Raw genomic sequence first — 12,564 nt, 5'->3', positions numbered from 1 at the left:
TTGCAGTTTCCGGGATCCTATGGAATCAGGCCCTGGCCAATCAGGATGGGTGTCGTTGCCTGGCCGGAATGGACCCCGAAGCACAGGAGCAAGAACCCATCAACCTCAGGCCGTGGCATCTGCTTCAGACCCATTTGAAGCAACTTGAACCCGAGCTGCTTCTCCCTGAACACAATGCCGTTCTGATTGAGCAAGGCGATGTCGCTGACTCGCTCTTGCTGGTGCAACAGGGCCATCTCTCCATCGAAATCCATCAGAACGGGAACGCGTCCCGAACCATTGCTGAAGTGGGGGCGGGCGCAGTTCTTGGGGAAATGGCCCTGTTTGGGATAGGAGAGACCCTGCACGGCGCGCGGGTTCGGGTGCTGGAGGCGAACACAGAAATCCTGCGATTCTCGCGAGAGGCACTTCATAGTGCAGTTCTCTTCGACGCTGAACTGGCTGCTGAAATGCTGCTGCTCAGCAGTGAACGCTGCCGCAACAGCAACCGGATGATCAACCTGTTGCTGGATGGGATTGATGCCTCATCGCGCGGTGATGCCACGTCACTGGCGAGCAACTGCAGCACACTGCGCCAAGGGCCTGCCAGCATGGAACAAGCGGCTGGCCAGCTGGAGCATTTGCTGACGGTCGCTGCATCACCCCGCCTGGAGAGTTAAGCCAGCCATGACCCCTGCACAGACGCCAGCAACGCTCGTGCTGGGGGGTGGGTTGATGGGGTTAGCCATTGCCCACCAACTCGCCCGTCACAACCAAACCGTACTGGTGATCAGCCGACGCCGCAGCGAAGCGGCAGGGTTTGTTGCTGCGGGCATGCTGGCGCCCCATGCCGAAGGCCTGAGCGGAGATTTACTACGCCTGGGGCAGGCCAGCTTGGAGGGGATTCCCCGTTGGGTCGCCCAAATCGAAAGTGACAGCGGCTTGAGCTGCGGACTTCGCACCAGCGGCATCGTGGTGCCATTCCGCACAGCCAGCGAACGGGACGCCTACCCAACGGCCCAGCTCGGACTAACGCTCGACCGCGCCAGCCTGGATCGAGAGATTCCGGGTTTGGGCCCGGATTGGACGACGGGGTTGCTCTTCGAACAAGACGGCCAAATCGACAACCGCCGTCGACTGATGCGAGCTCTAGAGCGCGCCTGCGTCTCCTTGGGCGTTCAATTCATGGAAGGCGCCGAAGTGATTGATCTAGAGCGTGATTCCGCCGGACACCTCTGCGGGATCCATCTGCGCAGTGCCGAAGGAAGCGAGCAACACCTGCACTGCCGACAAGCGGTGCTTTGCAGCGGGGCCTGGAGTCAACACCTAGTGCCCGAGCTCCCGGTGTTCCCTGTTAAGGGTCAAATGCTCTCCCTGCAAGGGCCGCGGGAAGCGCTCAAGCGCGTGATCTTCGGCCCCGGGATCTATCTCGTTCCACGTGAGGACGGACTGATCGTTGTGGGGGCCACCAGCGAACGGGACGCTGGATTCGCGGAAGGCCTCACACCCGATGGCCAAAAACAACTCCAAACGGGCATCAACAGCCTGCTCCCCATGGCCGCTAACTGGCCGCCCATGGAGCGTTGGTGGGGGTTCCGGCCCTGCACGCCAGACGAAGGCCCCTTGCTTGGCTCAGGCCCATTTCCAGGACTCTGGCTGGCCTGCGGTCATCACCGCAATGGTGTTCTCCTCGCTGCCATCACCGCCGAGCTCACGGCCGGCGCCGTGATGCAAAAAGCCCCCAACGCGGCCGCAAAGGCGTTGTTGGAGGCTTTCCGCTGGAACCGATTCGAAAACTGAGCAATCAGCCCTCGACCCGCCACTCCTGATCGGATGGGGACCAGTCGTTCAGCTCAGAGGCTTCGAACCAGAGGCCGATCTCAAATGCAGCTGTTTCGGGGGCATCGGAACCGTGAATCACGTTGCGACCGATGTTGACGGCCAGGTCGCCGCGAATGGTGCCGGGCTCAGCCTCGAGGGGCTTGGTGGCGCCGATCAGTTTGCGAGCGCTGGCGATCACACCATCGCCTTCCCAAACCATGGCCACCACAGGACCGGATGTGATGAAGTCGACGAGACCGGCAAAGAAGGGACGCTCCTTGTGGACGCCGTAGTGCTGCTCAGCCAGGGCGCGGCTAGGGGTGATCTGCTTCAGGCCCACAAGCTTGAACCCCTTGCGCTCGAAGCGGCCGAGGATCTCGCCAACCAGGCCGCGCTGGACGCCGTCGGGCTTGATGGCGATGAACGTGCGTTCGGCCATGGTGTGTGTCAATAAAAAGCGCCGCCATCGTCAGTGCTGGCCACCCCGCTTGGCAAGCACAGGCCTTGGGCAGCGCAGGGAATGTCCCTAGATTCCGACCATTCCCCACGACGAATGCCAGTGGCTGACAGCGAAGGCTGGTCGATTGAAGACAGTGCTGCGCTGTACGGGCTCGACCGCTGGGGAGATCCTTACTTCTCCATCAACGGGCGCGGGCACATCAGCGTCCAACCCCAAGGAGATCGCGGCGGAAGCCTGGATCTGGTGGATCTGGTGTCGGAGCTGAAAAGCCGAAATCTTGCCCTGCCACTGCTGATTCGCTTCGACGACATCCTCGAAGACCGCTTGGAACGGCTCCACGCAGCCTTTGAACGCGCCATCGCGCAATACAGCTACCAAGGGCGATACCAAGGTGTCTTCCCGGTGAAATGCAACCAACAACGCCATGTGGTGGAGGAGTTGGTGAGCTGCGGCCACCGCTGGAACTTCGGGCTAGAAGCTGGCAGCAAAGCGGAGCTGCTGATCGCGCTATCGCTGCTGGACGACCCTGAAGCCTTGTTGATCTGCAACGGCTACAAGGATCGGCTGTACATCGAAACCGCAATCCTGGCGCGACGTCTGGGTCGGCAACCGGTGGTGGTGATTGAACAGCCCGACGAAGTCGATCGGATCATTGAAGCCAGCAAAAACCTGGGTGCTGCGCCCTACATAGGCGTGCGAGCCAAGCTCTCAAGCCGCAGCACAGGGCGTTGGGGCAGTTCCGTTGGCGACAAGGCCAAATTTGGCCTCTCCATTCCCGAGTTGCTGGAAACGGTGGAACGTCTTCGGGACCACGACCTGCTCCAGGATCTCCGCCTGCTGCACTTCCATATCGGCAGCCAGATCAACGACATTGCCGTTCTCAAGGACGCGCTCCAAGAAGCGGGGCAGATCTATGTGGAACTCACCCGGCTGGGGGCCCCGATGGGATTCCTCGATGTGGGCGGTGGACTCGGCATCGACTACGACGGCAGCCGAACTGCATCGGCGGCCTCCACGAACTACTCGCTGCAGAACTACGCCAATGACGTTGTGGCCACAGTGCGGGAGTGCTGCGAACCCAACGGTGTAGACGTGCCCACGCTGGTGAGTGAAAGCGGCCGCGCCATCGCCAGCCATTTCTCCCTGCTGGTCTTCGACGTCCTTGGCAGCAGCGCGCTCGCGGCATCCATTCCCGACGCCAGCGGAGAGGAACCACTCACCGTTCGCAACCTGCGGGACACCCTCGACACCATTCAAGAGTTGTCGGCAACGGCGGATGCGCAGTTGGTGCGACTGCAGGAAGCCTGGAACGACGCCTTGAAGTTCAAACAGGATGCTCTGGCCGCATTCCGGCTCGGATACATGGGGCTGCCCGACCGCGCCACAGCCGAACAACTGACGTGGGCCTGCGCTGATGCCATTGCCCGACGGCTGCCCAAGGATCAAGCCATCCCGGAAGAGCTCTCAGCCCTGAACAAAGCCTTGGCAGGAACGTATTACGCCAACCTGTCGATCTTCCGCTCAGCACCCGACACCTGGGCCATCGATCAGCTGTTTCCGGTGGTCCCCATCCAGCAACTGGATCAACGGCCGACGCGGCTGGCCAATCTCGCCGACCTCACCTGCGATTCCGATGGACGCCTGGATCGCTTCATCGGAGATGGACAACCCAAACAGCTGCTGGAGCTGCACGAGCTCAACGGCCACAACCCCTATCTGATCGGCCTGTTCCTCAGCGGGGCGTATCAGGAAGTGATGGGCAATCTGCACAACCTGTTTGGCACAACGAATGCCGTGCACATTCGCCTCAGCCCAGGAGGTAGCTATCGCATTGACCACGTCGTGCGGGGTGACACCAATGCCGATGTACTGGAGGCCATGGAGCACGATCCCCGCGCTTTGCTGGAGCGCTTGCGGGTAGCGGCGGAGGCGGCCATCAACAACGGTCAGCTGCGCATCGACGAATCACGACGGCTGCTGGACCACCTCGAAAGCAGCCTCCGCCAAACCACCTACCTTCAAGACTGAGGCAACGCTGCAGCCAACTCTGAACGAGCGGCCTCAAGAGCAGTAGGCAGGGCAGCGCCATCACGACCCCCGGCCTGGGCCAGGTTCGGGCGACCACCACCACCGCCGCCGCACCGCTTGGCTATGCCGCCGATGAACTTGCCAGCCTGAATCTTGGCGGCGATCACCTGCTTGCCGAAGGCCGCCACCAGGATCACCTTGCCCATGTCGCCGGGATCCGGCAGACCGCCGATCACCACGGCCGCACCATCCCCCAGCTGATCGGCCAGGCTCTGGGCTGCCCCCTGCAAACCGGCACCATCCACGCCATCGAGGCGTTCCACCAGCAGTTGGAACTCACCCATAGCCTCTGCCTTGGCGGCCAGAGCGCCGGCCTTGGCCACCGCCAGCTCGGCCTGCGCCGCGGCCAGCGCCTTGCCGGTGGCCTTGAGCTCCTCCTGCAGGGCCGCCACACGGTCAACAATCTCGGCCGGCTGGGCCTTGAAGCGATCTCCAAGCTGCTTCACCACCGCATCGCGCTCGTTCAGATAGGCGAGCACGGCAGGGCCGGCGACAGCTTCAATCCGACGGATACCGGCCGCCACGCCACTTTCCGCCACGATCTTGAACAGACCGATCTCTGCGGTGTTGGCCACGTGGGTGCCGCCGCAGAGCTCCATCGACACACCGGGAACATCAACGACGCGCACCACATCGGCGTATTTCTCCCCGAACATCGCCACAGCGCCGGCCGCTTTGGCCTGATCAATCGCCATCTCCTGCACGTCAAGCCCGTGGGCTTCGGCAATCCAAGCGTTGATCAATGCTTCGATCTGCACCAGCTGCTCCACCGTCACCGCGTTAGGGGAGTGGAAGTCGAAGCGCAGTCGATCGAAATCCACCAAGGAACCGGCCTGGCCGATCCCCGGATCCACCACCTGCTTAAGCGCAGCCTGGAGAAGGTGGGTGGCGGTGTGATTCGCCTGAGCCCGGCGCCGGCAGGCACGATCCACCTGCGCCTTAACGGTCTCACCTAAGGAGAGCTCACCGCGTTCCACACGACCGGCATGCACGAACACATCACGGCTACGGCTCACGGAATCAATCCGCACGATGAGGTCCGTGCCGGTCAACAGCCCGCGATCGCCCACCTGGCCACCGCCTTCTCCGTAGAAGGGTGTGGTGTCGAGCACCACCTGAACCGCATCACCAGCCTTCGCGGTAGTGGCCGGTTCGCCGTTCACCACAAGCGCCTGGACGCAGGAGGCGTGGTCGAGAGCCACATACCCCTGGAAGCAGGTCGCCGCCTGATCGGCCACCACCTGATCGATCGCATCCTGAAGCGTGAGATCAATGCTCACCGCAGCGGCCTTGGCCCGCTGACGCTGCTTCTCCATCGCCGCCTCGAAGCCATCGAGATCGACGGCTAAGCCCTGCTCCTCAGCAATTTCCTGGGTGAGCTCCAGGGGGAAGCCATAGGTGTCATAAAGCTCAAAGGCCTGGGCACCGCTGATCTGCGTTGGCTTGGACGCCAGCACCTCCGCCAGCAGCTTCTCACCGCGCTCCAAGGTCTCGAGGAAACGAGCCTCCTCCCGTTGGAGTTCGGCCAGAATCACCTCCTGCCGCTCAATCACGCTGGGGTGGGCCCCCTTCAGCAAGGCAATCGCCGCTTCCCCCATGGTGACCAAGAAGGGCTTGTCGATGCCCAGGAGGCGGCCATGACGCACCACCCGGCGCAACAGCCGCCGCAGGATGTAGCCGCGGCCCAAGTTGCTGGCGGTGACGCCATCACAGATCAGCTGCGTCACAGCACGGCTGTGATCGCCGATCACTTTCAACGACGTCTTGCCCTTGTCGTCGAGCTGGTGGTAGTCGACCCCTGCCAGCTCCGCGGCCGCCTGGATCAACGGAAAGATCAAGTCGGTTTCGTAGTTGTTGGGGACCTTCTGCAGGATCTGAGCCATCCGCTCCAGACCCATGCCGGTGTCGATGTTGCGATTGGCCAGCGGCGTGAGCGTGCCCTCAGCGTCGCGGTTGTACTGCATGAACACCAAGTTGTAGAACTCGATGAAGCGGTCGTCGTCCTCCAGATCGATGCCCTCATCACCCCGCTCAGGCTTGAAGTCGTAATAGATCTCCGAGCAGGGACCACAGGGCCCAGTCGGCCCCGAAGCCCAGAAGTTGTCGGCCTCGTCCATGCGGATGATCCGCTTGGGGTTCACCCCCACCACATCGCGCCAGATCTGCTCGGCTTCATCGTCTTCACGGAAGACACTCACCACCAGATTTTTGGGGTCGATGCCATAGACAACGGTGCTGAGCTCCCAGGCCCACTCAATCGCCTGCTGCTTGAAGTAATCCCCAAAGGAGAAGTTGCCGAGCATCTCGAAAAAGGTGTGATGCCGGGCGGTGCGCCCCACGTTCTCGATGTCATTGGTGCGAATGCACTTCTGAGAACTGGTGGCCCGGGGAGCCGGTCTCTCCTGCTGGCCGAGAAAGACCGGCTTAAAGGGCAGCATTCCCGCAATGGTGAGCAACACCGTTGGGTCGTCGGGAATCAACGAAGCGCTGGCCATCCGCTTGTGGCCGCGCTCGGCGTAGAAATTCAGGAAAGCCTCACGGATCTCCTCACCGCTGCGCGGTGCAGACGCTGCAGAAGACGACGATGCGGCGGCGACCATGACAGGAAAGGGGGATCCTGCCGTCATGATCGCCTTTGAACCGCCGGCGCCCGTGGCCGTTCCTCCCAGTGATCCTGAGATTCGCCAGCGATTGAGACTGCAGTCGATCGGCTGGGCTCTAATTGCCGGCATCAGCGCGGGGCTGATCAGCCTGCCCTGGGGCTTGGAAGCAGCCGTGCGTTCTGGCGGTTGCGGTCTGTTCTACGGACTACTGGCTTTCCACCTGCAGCGGGTGGACCCCGATGACGGGCATCTTCAAGCGGGTCTGGTGGGGGCGGTCTGCGGGCTGCGCAGCCTCGGCATGCCGCTACCCCTTGACAACTGGCAGGTCGATGGCCTGGCATCATTAGTACTGGAGCTTTTTCTGGCCTGGCTGCCGTTGATCGGCAGTGCTCTCCTGCTCCAAGGCATCCTCCGCTTCCTGCCCGCGTCGCGGCCATGAGCCTGCTGCACGCCACCTGGCTTCCCGCCATCCGTACCTCCAGCAGTTCCGGCCAACCGGCACTGCTCGTTTGGGCTGACACCTGGCGGGTGGCCACACCGGAAGGGCCAGGCCTCACCCCGGCGCTGCATCCCTTCACCCTCAGCCACGACGACCTCAAGGCCTGGCTCAGCGAACGCGACCTTCTGCCCGGCGGCAGCATCGATGCCACGGCTTGTCTCACCCTGCCGAGCCGCACGGTGAAGCCGCGCAAAAGCCGAAGCAAAGCAGCGGATCCAGCGCCAGAGCCACCGGGCTGGACCGGGCTGCCGATGCAAGCCGGCGAACCGATCCCCAAACAAACGGAATGGTGGCCTTGGCAGGTGCAGGGCCTTGCCGTGGAACCCTCAGCAGCCACAGAGTGGCTGTCCCGCTTACCGCTGTCGGGGACCAACCCGGACCTGGCCGATGAATTGCGCTGGTGGAGCCATCTGCAGCGCTGGGCCCTGAGTCTGGTGGCTCGGGGCCGCTGGATGCCCCAGATGGAACTGAGCAAAGGGGAGGGCTACCCCCATCGGGCCCGTTGGGTGCCGCTGCTTAACCGGGAAGAAGATCGACGCCGGCTAGAGGATCTGGCAGCCAGCCTTCCCCTGGTGGCCACCTGTGCTTTGCCCTGGCGCGAACCACTGGGGCGCCGCAGCAACCGCACGACCCGGTTGCGGCCAGAGGCGATGCGGGCCGCCAATCCCGTCGCCAGCTGCAGGCCCCGCAGCGGTCGCCTGCGGGTGGCGACCCTGCTGGAAGACCTTGTGGACGCCCAGCTGCGCAAGGACTTCGAGCCCTCCAGTGATGGCCTTGATCCCCTGCTGACGCTCTGGCAGGAGGCCCTGGGATCAGAGACCGGGGTGATCGAGATCGGTGATGAGGAGGCCGAACGACTGGCCAGCGCAAGCCATCACTGGCGGGAAGGCATCGCCGGCGGATTCGCCGCGGCCCGGACCTGCCTGGAACTGCACACCCCACCGGATGGGGAGGATCTCTGGGAACTGCGCTTCGGGCTGCAGGCGGAAGCCGACCCAAGCCTGAAGCTCCCGGCCGCCGCCGCCTGGGCCTCCGGCGCCGAAATGCTCCAACTGGGTGAGATCCAGGTGGACCAGCCCGGCGAAGTGCTACTGGAGGGCCTCGGGCGGGCCCTGACGGTGTTCCCACCGATCGAACGGGGGCTGGAAAGCGCCACGCCAGACACGATGCAACTCACACCGGCCGAAGCCTTCGTGCTGGTGCGCACTGCAGCTCGGCAACTGCGGGACGCCGGTGTGGGCGTGGAATTGCCCCCCAGCCTCTCCGGTGGACTAGCCAGCCGACTGGGATTGGCGATTAAGGCTGAATTACCGGAGCGGTCGCGGGGCTTCACCCTCGGTGAGTGTCTGGATTGGGAGTGGGATCTGATGATCGGTGGGGTGACGCTCACCCTGCGAGAACTTGAGCGACTCAGCGGCAAGCGCAGCCCCCTGGTGCGCCACAAGGGGGCCTGGATCGAACTGCGTCCGAACGACCTCAAGAACGCCGAACGCTTCTGTGGCGCCAAAGCAGAACTGAGCCTCGACGACGCGCTGCGGTTGACGGGAACGGAAGGGGAGCTGCTGATGCGGATGCCGGTGCACCGCTTCGATGCCGGCCCACGGCTGCAGTCGGTGCTGGAGCAATATCACCAGCAAAAAGCCCCCGACCCACTGCCAGCTCCAGAGGGTTTCTGCGGCCAATTGCGGCCTTATCAGGAGCGGGGCCTGGGCTGGCTCGCCTTCCTGCATCGATTTGACCAAGGAGCCTGCTTGGCCGATGACATGGGCTTGGGCAAAACAATCCAGTTGCTGGCGTTTCTGCAGCACCTCAAGGCGGAGCAGGAATTGAAGCGCCCTGTGCTGTTGGTGGCGCCCACCTCAGTGCTCACCAACTGGCGAAGGGAAGCGGAAGCCTTCACCCCCGAGTTAGCGGTCACCGAGCACTACGGCCCACGTCGTCCCTCCACACCGGCCGAACTGAAGAAAGCCTTGAAGGAGGTGGACTTGTTACTCACCAGCTACGGACTGCTGCAACGCGACAGCGAACTGCTGGAAACCCAGGACTGGCAGGGGGTCGTGATTGATGAAGCCCAGGCAATCAAGAACCCCGGCGCCAAGCAGAGCCAAGCAGCCCGGGATCTGGCCCGCCCAGGCCGAAGCAAAAGCAACCGCTTCCGCATCGCCCTGACCGGCACCCCAGTGGAAAACCGCGTCAGCGAACTGTGGGCGTTGATGGACTTCCTCAACCCCAAGGTGCTGGGGGAGGAGGACTTCTTCCGCCAGCGCTACCGGATGCCGATCGAGCGGTACGGCGATATGTCGTCTCTGCGGGACCTCAAGGGACGAGTCGGACCATTCATCCTGCGCCGGCTCAAGACCGACAAAACGATCATCTCGGACCTTCCCGAAAAGGTGGAGCTGAGCGAATGGGTGGGGCTGAGCAAAGAGCAAAAATCCCTGTACAGCAAAACCGTGGAAGACACGCTTGATGCCATTGCACGTGCTCCGCGCGGGCAGCGCCACGGCCAAGTGCTGGCCCTGCTCACCCGACTCAAACAGATTTGCAACCATCCCGCCCTTGCCCTGAGCGAAGGGGCTGTAGACGATGGCTTCCTCGGCCGATCCGCCAAGTTGCAGCGGCTAGAGGAGATCCTTGACGAGGTGATCGAAGCGGGCGACCGGGCTTTGCTGTTCACCCAGTTCGCCGAATGGGGGCATCTGTTACAGGCGTGGATGCAACAGCGCTGGAAGGCGGAGGTGCCCTTCCTGCATGGCGGCACCCGCAAGAGCGAACGTCAGGCGATGGTGGATCGCTTCCAGGAGGATCCCCGCGGTCCGCAGCTGTTCTTGCTCTCGCTCAAGGCCGGTGGTGTGGGCCTCAACCTCACCCGGGCCAGCCACGTGTTCCACATCGATCGCTGGTGGAACCCGGCCGTGGAAAACCAAGCCACCGACCGGGCCTACCGAATCGGCCAGACCAATCGGGTGATGGTGCATAAATTCATTACCAGCGGCTCGGTGGAAGAAAAAATCGATCGCATGATCCGGGAGAAATCACGCCTGGCGGAGGATGTGATCGGCTCCGGGGAGGATTGGCTCGGCAGCCTCGGTGGCGATCAATTGCGTGATCTCGTTTCCTTGGAGGACACCTGACCATGACCCTCAGCAACAACAGCACCAACGGCAGCACCGCCATCGGCGACGACGGCCTGGGCCAACAGCCCTGGTGGGTGGAGCAATGGATGGAGCTGATCAACGGTTACCGGTTCAAGAAGCGATTGGAACGGGCCTGGGGCTATGCCCGCGAAGGCCATGTGACGTCGATCCGCTTCGAAGGCCGCCGGGTCCATGCCCGGGTCCAAGGCACCGATGAAGCGCCTTACAAAGTGAAGCTCTGGCTGGATGTGCTGAACGATGAAGATTGGGGCTATGTCATGGAAGCCCTGACCCAAAAAGCCCGCTGGTCGGCCCAACTCCTGGCGGGGATCATGCCCTCAGACATCGAACGGGCCTTCGCCGCCAGCGGCAAACGCCTGTTCCCGTTCAAGCTGCAGGAGGTACGCAGCGAGTGCAGCTGCCCGGATAAAGCCAACCCCTGCAAACACATCAGCGCGGTGTATTTCCTGATGGGGGACCGCTTCAGTGAAGACCCCTTCGTGTTATTCCAACTGCGGGGCCGCACCCGGGCTCGGCTGCTGGAGGACCTGGCGGAACACCGGCGCAAGGCCCTGGCTGAGCGGGCGGAGGCGGCCAAGGAAGCGGGCATTACCAACATCCCTGACAATGCCACCACCCCCCTGCCGCCCCATCCAGCAGTGCAGGATCCCGCCCTGTGGTGGCGCTACAACCGCAGCCTCGATGGCGACCTGGTGGTGATCACCCCGGCGATGGATGGAGACACCGGCCTGGATGCCGCCGGAGAGCTGCCACTGGCGGAAGACCCGCGTTTCGCCGATGCCCGAAGCACCTTCCTCAGCAACCTCAAGGCCCACGGCCAGGCCAGTGCCCAGAAGGCGATGCTGCAGGCCATGGCGGCCGGCAGCTGAAGCGGAGGCGAGCCATGGCCTGCGAAGCCGCCTGGCTCACCACCGAAAAACAAGGGCTCGCCGGGGTGCTGCTGCAATCCCATCAACAGGCCTTCTGTCGCCCGCTGATCGCCGCCGCCCAACCGGGCCGCTCCAGGCGCCTGCTGTGCCAGGAACTGTTCGCCTGCGGCTTTCCGGTGCTGGCCCACGGCACCGAGAATGACCCGAAACTGAGTTACGCCAATGCGGCTGCGCTGCAGCTCTGGGAGACCAGCTGGCATGAGCTGATCGGCCTGCCCTCACGGCTCACCGCACCGGAAACCGAACGGGCAGAACGCAGCAACGCCCTGGGCCAGGCCAAACGTCTGGAGGCAGTTCAGAACTATCAAGGCATTCGGATCAGCCGAAAAGGGCAGCAATTCATGCTCAACAACGCCCGTATCTGGACGCTCTGGGATGCAGAAGAGCGGGTTTGCGGCCAGGCGGCCTGCTTCAGCGACTGGTGGTGGCTTTAGGGAGATTCGGTTTCAACACCATCCCTGTCGTGCCAGCCGAACCTGGTGGTAGAGACCGAATCAAAACGGGCGGCTCTCACGCTTCTGGTTCTCATCCAAGCGGCGCAGATTGTGTTGGCGGGCAATCAACCAAGTCCGCAGATGTTCATTCTTCAGAGCAACCATCATGCTGACCCTCCGCCAATCCCCCTTCGATCTGTTCGAGCGTCTCGAGCAGCAACTTGCGACCGCAGAGCGCGTCCCCAACGCCGAAATCCATGAGACTGAATCCAGCTACATCGTGCGGCTGGAACTGCCTGGCGTGGACCGCGACTCCATCGACATCAAGGCCACCGATCGCAATCTGGTGATCAACGCAGAACGCACAGCCGCAACTGGCGATGACAACAATGAACCTCTGCTGAGCGAATTCCGCAGCGGCACCTGGAGCCGCAGCTTCCGCTTCCCCCACAGCCTTGATCGCGACCAGCTCAAAGCCAGCTACCGCGACGGCATTCTTGAGATCAACGCCGGCAAAGCTGTTGAACACACCAGCGTTTCGGTGAAGATCGAAAGCTGATCAGCCTTGGGGTGAACAAGCCCAACAGACCAAG

The 12,564-nt window shown here is 62.9% G+C and carries 10 protein-coding genes; 8 read left to right on the top strand and 2 right to left on the bottom strand.

Annotated elements, in window-relative coordinates:
• The first annotated feature begins 68 nt into the window (after nt 1–68).
• A complete protein-coding gene (locus tag DXY30_RS10355; RefSeq protein WP_170951224.1) occupies nt 69–659 on the top strand; it encodes a cyclic nucleotide-binding domain-containing protein in 591 nt (196 codons plus the stop codon).
• A gap of 7 nt (nt 660–666) precedes the next feature.
• A complete protein-coding gene (locus tag DXY30_RS10350) occupies nt 667–1,779 on the top strand; it encodes an FAD-dependent oxidoreductase (protein ID WP_115094835.1) in 1,113 nt (370 codons plus the stop codon).
• A gap of 4 nt (nt 1,780–1,783) precedes the next feature.
• Here the strand turns inward: DXY30_RS10350 and ndk are convergent, their stop codons facing one another.
• Entirely contained in the window at nt 1,784–2,239 is a 456-nt protein-coding gene (ndk, locus tag DXY30_RS10345) for a nucleoside-diphosphate kinase (RefSeq protein ID WP_115024564.1), read from the bottom strand.
• A gap of 114 nt (nt 2,240–2,353) precedes the next feature.
• On the opposite strand from ndk, the gene speA reads away from it, so the two are divergent.
• On the top strand, nt 2,354–4,288 hold the full coding sequence (gene speA / locus DXY30_RS10340; RefSeq protein ID WP_115094834.1) for a biosynthetic arginine decarboxylase: 1,935 nt from the start codon (nt 2,354–2,356) through the stop codon (nt 4,286–4,288).
• Here speA and alaS read toward each other — a convergent pair.
• On the bottom strand, nt 4,279–6,948 hold the full coding sequence (alaS, locus tag DXY30_RS10335; protein ID WP_115094833.1) for an alanine--tRNA ligase: 2,670 nt from the start codon (nt 6,946–6,948) through the stop codon (nt 4,279–4,281). The genes speA and alaS overlap by 10 nt on opposite strands.
• A gap of 25 nt (nt 6,949–6,973) precedes the next feature.
• Here alaS and DXY30_RS10330 point away from each other — a divergent pair, with 25 nt between their 5' ends.
• The 5 genes from DXY30_RS10330 to DXY30_RS10310 all read left to right on the top strand — a co-directional run bounded on the left by DXY30_RS10330 (nt 6,974) and on the right by DXY30_RS10310 (nt 12,530).
• Nucleotides 6,974–7,390, top strand: a complete 417-nt coding sequence (locus DXY30_RS10330; protein ID WP_115025006.1) for a hypothetical protein — start codon at nt 6,974–6,976, stop codon at nt 7,388–7,390.
• Nucleotides 7,387–10,584, top strand: a complete 3,198-nt coding sequence (locus DXY30_RS10325) for a DEAD/DEAH box helicase (protein WP_115094832.1) — start codon at nt 7,387–7,389, stop codon at nt 10,582–10,584. The genes DXY30_RS10330 and DXY30_RS10325 overlap by 4 nt, the downstream gene beginning before the upstream one ends.
• A gap of 2 nt (nt 10,585–10,586) precedes the next feature.
• A complete protein-coding gene (locus DXY30_RS10320; RefSeq protein ID WP_115094831.1) occupies nt 10,587–11,477 on the top strand; it encodes an SWIM zinc finger family protein in 891 nt (296 codons plus the stop codon).
• 14 nt (nt 11,478–11,491) lie between these two features.
• A complete protein-coding gene (locus DXY30_RS10315; protein WP_115094830.1) occupies nt 11,492–11,971 on the top strand; it encodes an MEKHLA domain-containing protein in 480 nt (159 codons plus the stop codon).
• Nucleotides 11,972–12,137: 166 nt separating this feature from the next.
• Complete coding sequence (locus DXY30_RS10310; RefSeq protein WP_115094829.1) at nt 12,138–12,530, top strand: Hsp20/alpha crystallin family protein; 393 nt, start codon at nt 12,138–12,140, stop codon at nt 12,528–12,530.
• Nucleotides 12,531–12,564 lie beyond the last annotated feature (34 nt).

It is taken from the genome of Synechococcus sp. UW106 (assembly GCF_900474015.1).
In the GTDB taxonomy this organism is placed as follows: Bacteria; Cyanobacteriota; Cyanobacteriia; order PCC-6307; family Cyanobiaceae; genus Parasynechococcus.
This window is presented reverse-complemented; position numbering and strand designations above follow the sequence as displayed.

Bases quoted from the DNA above. Each gene is read 5' to 3' on its own strand.
- DXY30_RS10355 (WP_170951224.1), top strand. From the start codon at position 69: ATGGACCCCGAAGCACAGGAGCAAGAACCCATCAACCTCAGGCCGTGG.
- DXY30_RS10350 (WP_115094835.1), top strand. From the start codon at position 667: ATGACCCCTGCACAGACGCCAGCAACGCTCGTGCTGGGGGGTGGGTTG.
- ndk (WP_115024564.1), bottom strand. From the start codon at position 2,239: ATGGCCGAACGCACGTTCATCGCCATCAAGCCCGACGGCGTCCAGCGC.
- speA (WP_115094834.1), top strand. From the start codon at position 2,354: ATGCCAGTGGCTGACAGCGAAGGCTGGTCGATTGAAGACAGTGCTGCG.
- alaS (WP_115094833.1), bottom strand. From the start codon at position 6,948: ATGGTCGCCGCCGCATCGTCGTCTTCTGCAGCGTCTGCACCGCGCAGC.
- DXY30_RS10330 (WP_115025006.1), top strand. From the start codon at position 6,974: ATGATCGCCTTTGAACCGCCGGCGCCCGTGGCCGTTCCTCCCAGTGAT.
- DXY30_RS10325 (WP_115094832.1), top strand. From the start codon at position 7,387: ATGAGCCTGCTGCACGCCACCTGGCTTCCCGCCATCCGTACCTCCAGC.
- DXY30_RS10320 (WP_115094831.1), top strand. From the start codon at position 10,587: ATGACCCTCAGCAACAACAGCACCAACGGCAGCACCGCCATCGGCGAC.
- DXY30_RS10315 (WP_115094830.1), top strand. From the start codon at position 11,492: ATGGCCTGCGAAGCCGCCTGGCTCACCACCGAAAAACAAGGGCTCGCC.
- DXY30_RS10310 (WP_115094829.1), top strand. From the start codon at position 12,138: ATGCTGACCCTCCGCCAATCCCCCTTCGATCTGTTCGAGCGTCTCGAG.